The 4,175-nt window shown below is 68.0% G+C and carries 3 protein-coding genes; all 3 read right to left on the reverse strand.

Annotated features, from left to right (window positions below):
• Positions 1 to 1,124, reverse strand: a 1,124-nt coding sequence (locus AC1DYI_RS28345; RefSeq protein WP_477207463.1) for a CDP-glycerol glycerophosphotransferase family protein, incomplete at its 3' end; no start/stop codon positions are given.
• 39 nt (positions 1,125 to 1,163) lie between these two features.
• Positions 1,164 to 3,071 (reverse strand): O-linked N-acetylglucosamine transferase, SPINDLY family protein, encoded by a 1,908-nt coding sequence (locus AC1DYI_RS28350; protein WP_477207464.1) that lies wholly within the window; start codon positions 3,069 to 3,071, stop codon positions 1,164 to 1,166.
• Between the two features lie 61 nt (positions 3,072 to 3,132).
• Positions 3,133 to 4,173, reverse strand: a complete 1,041-nt coding sequence (locus AC1DYI_RS28355) for a glycosyltransferase (protein ID WP_477207465.1) — start codon at positions 4,171 to 4,173, stop codon at positions 3,133 to 3,135.
• Positions 4,174 to 4,175 lie beyond the last annotated feature (2 nt).

The raw sequence follows: 4,175 nt of genomic DNA on the forward strand, positions 1-4,175 counted from the left end.
TCCTTGTTCTTGTCGTCGAACAGCGCGCGCTTGAGCTTCGTGCTCAGCGTCTCGGTGTTGTAGTTGATGCGGAAATCGCCTTCGGGCACCAGGCCGTAGTCGGGCTCGTAGCTCTGGTGGTCGCCGGGGTTCAGGTCCAGCGTCAGCACCGGTTTGCCGGTCAGCAGGAAGTCGAACATGATCGACGAGTAGTCGGTCACCAGCGCCGAGAAGCGCGACATCCAGGGGTACACGTCTATCCCGGGGTCAACCAGGTGCAGRCCTTCGACTTCCTGGTCTTTCTGCTTCCAGTGGCCGAAGTAGGTCGGGTGGGCCTTGAAGAAGATGTTGGCCCGGTGCTCGCGGGCGAACTTCACCGCATGGGCGAGAAACGCCGAGCCGGTCAGCTCGGTCCACTTGCCGCGTTGCCAGGTCGGCACGACCAGGATCGCTGGGCGGCCGGATTCCAGTGCCTTGCGCGAACGGTCGGGAAGTTCGGCCCCGATGAATTCGAGTTCACTGGCCGGCCGCATCAACACCTCGTTGCGAGGCATGCCGGCGCGTGCCAGATGGCGGCAGCCGAAAACTTCGCGCCAGTACGGGTCGAAATGTGACGCCGTCGACAGCACATGATCGGCGCGGATGCTCGATAACCAATACTGCCGCGCATCGGCCGCCCGCGCGCCCAGGTAGCCCAGCAACTGCAGCGTCAGCTTCTTGACCGACACGCCGTGCCACAGCTGCACCTGCTTGGCGCCGGCCAGGCAACCCAGCATCGGCTGCGACATGCCCACGCTTTCGAGCGGATTCAACGTGAACACCGCGACCGCGGCGTGCAGCAGCAGGTCCAGCGTCAGGTCGATGTCGTTGTCGAGCTTCAGGCAGGGCAGGTTCTGCGCATGCAGTTGCGCGGCCAGCTCGCCGTTGATCGTGCACCAGACCACGTCGTAGCCACGGGCTTGTGACGCGGCGCGCAGGAACAGGTACTTGCTGTTGTCGGCGAAAGTGGTGCGGCCGAAGAACAGCACCAGCGGCCGTTTCTTCAGCTTGACCGACAGCTGGGCGAACTCGTCGGCCATCTGCAGGTCGTCCAGCCGGTCCAGCACGCTGGGACCTTGTGGTTGTTGTTCGTTCGGTGCGTTCAAGCGGCGTCCTCCTGGGTTTCTTGGTGACGCGTGTACGCGTCAGCTGGCTTCGGCGAGCAGGTGGTCCGGCGGCAGGCCGGCCTCATGGCGGTCGAACATGCGCTGCAACAACGCTTCATAGTCGCGCGCGTACTGGTCGCTGTCAAACAGCGGCAGGCTCATGCGCTGGCTGTCCAGGTGCTGCTTCAGCCCCTGCAAGGTGGTCGGCTCCTGGGCCAGCGCGACGGCCAGGTTCACGTAGCCGTCTTCGTCGGGGGCTGCCAGGTCGGGCAGGCCGCAGGCGGTGACCAGGCTGGCTGCCACCCGAGAAGCAAACGTCGCACCCGGCACGGTCAGCACCGGAACGCCGGCCCACAAGGCCTCGCTGGCGGTGGTGTGGGCGTTGCAGGGCCAGGTGTCGAGGAACATGTCGGCCACGCGCAGGCGGGCAATGTGCTTGGCCAGCGGCAGCTTGGGCGCCCAGAAGACGCGCTCCTTGCCGATGCCGCGGGTTGCCAGTTCGCGCTCCAGGTTGGCTTGGGCATGCGGGTTCCAGGCCAGCATCCACAGCACCGCGTTCGAGGCGCCATGCAGGATGCGGGCCCACAGGTCCAGCATGTGGGGCGAGATCTTGTAGGTCTGGTTGAAGCAGCAATAGACCACCGCGTCTTCGGGCAGGCCGGCCTGGGCGCGCGTGGGCGCCGGCGGCAGTGCGCGGCGGCGGTCGTTCGGCTGGTAGCTGTTCGGCAGCTGGGCCAGGTGCTCGCTGTACTGGCCGGCCTGGGCCAGCGGCAGCACGACCGGGTCGCCGATCATGTAGTCGATGAAGTCGGCACCGGTCGTGGCCGGGTAGCCGAGGAAAGCCGCGCTGACGCGCGCCGGCTTGAACGCCAGCAGCTCGAAACGGCTGCCGCGGGTGTGGCCCTTCAGGTCGATCGCGATGTCGATGTCGTCGGCACGCATGCGGCGCGCGACATCTGCGTTGGAAAAGTGAGTGACGTCGACGAAGTGGTCGCAGGCCGCGCGCACGCGCTTGCCGATCTCGCTGCCGTCGTCCGGGCTGTGCGAATAGAGCGTGACTTCGAAGCGTTCGGTGTCGCGCCGCTCCAGCAGCTCGGCCATCAACACCGAGGTGGCGTGCTGGTGGAAGTCGCAAGACAGGTAGCCAACGCGGATGCGGCCGGGCCGGCGCGGGCCGGCGGGCGGCATCGGCTTCAGGCCGGGTGTCAGGCCGCGCAGGCGCAGCGCACCGATGCGGCGCTGCTGCTCGGGCGTGGCGTCGACCGCCAGCAAGGCGAACGGTGAGAGTTTCTGGCCGGTCTGGTCGTCGCCCTGGTCGAGCGCCTTCAACAGCTGGGCCGTGTCCTGGTCGACCTGGCTCCAGTCGCAGGTCTGCCGGCTTTCATGCACCAGCAGCGACAGGGCCAGTGCGCGCACGGCGCCGGAATCGAGCGAGACCGCGGTGCGAAAGCACTCGGTTGACTCGCGCGTCATGCCCAGGTCCTTGAAGCACAGGCCGAGGCGGTAGTGGACCAGCGGGGCGTCGATCTTCAGCGCCAGCGCCTGGAAGAAGATGCCGACCGCGTCCTGCAGGCGTTGGGCCTGGAACAGCGCGTTGCCATAAGCATTGAACCAGTCGTGGTCGCGCGTCGCGTCGGCGGGGAACTGGTCGAACACCGCGGCGGCGTCCTGTACCCGGTTCTGCTGCAGCAGGCACTCGCCGACCAGGCGGCAGGCAACCGGGCTGGCCGGGTCCAGCCGCAGCGTTTCGCGGCCTTCGGCGATCGCGCGGTCCAACGCGCCGGACTGCATGTGTGCGCGGGCCAGGTTCAGGCGCAACAGTGCGTCGTGCGGCGACAAGGCGGTGCCGCGCTCGAATTCGGCAATGGCCGCCGGCCAGCGTTTGGCCTGCATGGCCTTCAACCCGGCCTGGCGGTGCGCTTCCGCGCGCTGGCGTGAATTCTTCATCTTGCCCACTTTAGAGACGTGGCCGGCGGGGCAGGCGCTGAAAAGACGGGGCGCGCCGGCCTTATTCGGGCTTGGCGGCTGCCCGGCGGCACTCGGCGGCGTCTTCGGCGCGGCCCAGGCTGTCGTAGAGCAGGGCCAGGTTGTGGGCGGCCAGATGGCTGCCACGGCCCGCCACCGCGCCTTCCAGATCGGGCCGCTCGCCTATCGCCAGGCAGCGCTGCCAGGCGCTTTCGATCATCGGCAGCAGCTCTGCGGCGTGCGCCGGCTCGTCGGCCGCCCAGTCCAGCAGCACGTCGCCCAGGGCAAAGAAGAAGTCGGGCGATTCGCTCCAGCGGGCCAGGCCGGCTTCGGCCCGCATCAGTGCGTCGGCATGCCGGCCCACACACTTCAAGGCATGCAGGCGGCGCACGGTCAGGTCGTGCAACCAGCCCGGCGCCGGGCCGTCGGCGGGCAGCAGGCTTTCGGCGCGGTCGAAACAATCCAGCGCTTCGGTATGGCGCTCATATACATCATGATCCTTGCCGAGCTGGTACCAGGCATAAGGGTCGGCCGGGTGTTCGGCCACTTCGCGCTCCAGCAACTGCCGGTTGCGACCGGCCTTGGCGGCCAGCGCCACTTTCATATAGCCGTCGTGGCCCAGGGTGATCGCCAGCCACTRCACCGGCAGCTGGTGTTGCGGCTGCTCGTGCACGCGGCCGGCGTAGCGCACCGGGCCGGGCAGTACACGGCTGATCCAGCTGCTGGCCTGCTGCGTGGTGGTGCCGCCATCGTCCAGGCTGTCGACGCGCACTGCGCCGACGAAGGTGGGCGCGGTGTGGCGCAGCGCTGCCAGCGCTTCAACGCCATCGGCCAGCCATTCGTCGGCGTCGAGCACCACATGCCAGTCGGCATCGGCCGCATCGAGCGCCGCGTTGCGCGCAGCGGAGAAATCGTCGACCCATTGGAAGTGCGCGACGCGCGCGCCGGCGGCCTGTGCGCGTGCGACTGTGTCGTCGGTGGAGCCCGTGTCGAGCACCAACGCTTCGTCGACATGTGGCAGCGCGCTGACCAGCGCGCGCTCAATGCGCGCCGCCTCGTTGCGCACGATCATCACCACGGCCACGC

The sequence above is a fragment of the Ideonella sp. P3_A4 genome (assembly GCF_056403075.1).

What these genes read in the sequence shown, in the direction of transcription:
- AC1DYI_RS28350 (WP_477207464.1), bottom strand. Translation starts at nt 3,071, where the DNA reads ATGAAGAATTCACGCCAGCGCGCGGAAGCGCACCGCCAGGCCGGGTTG.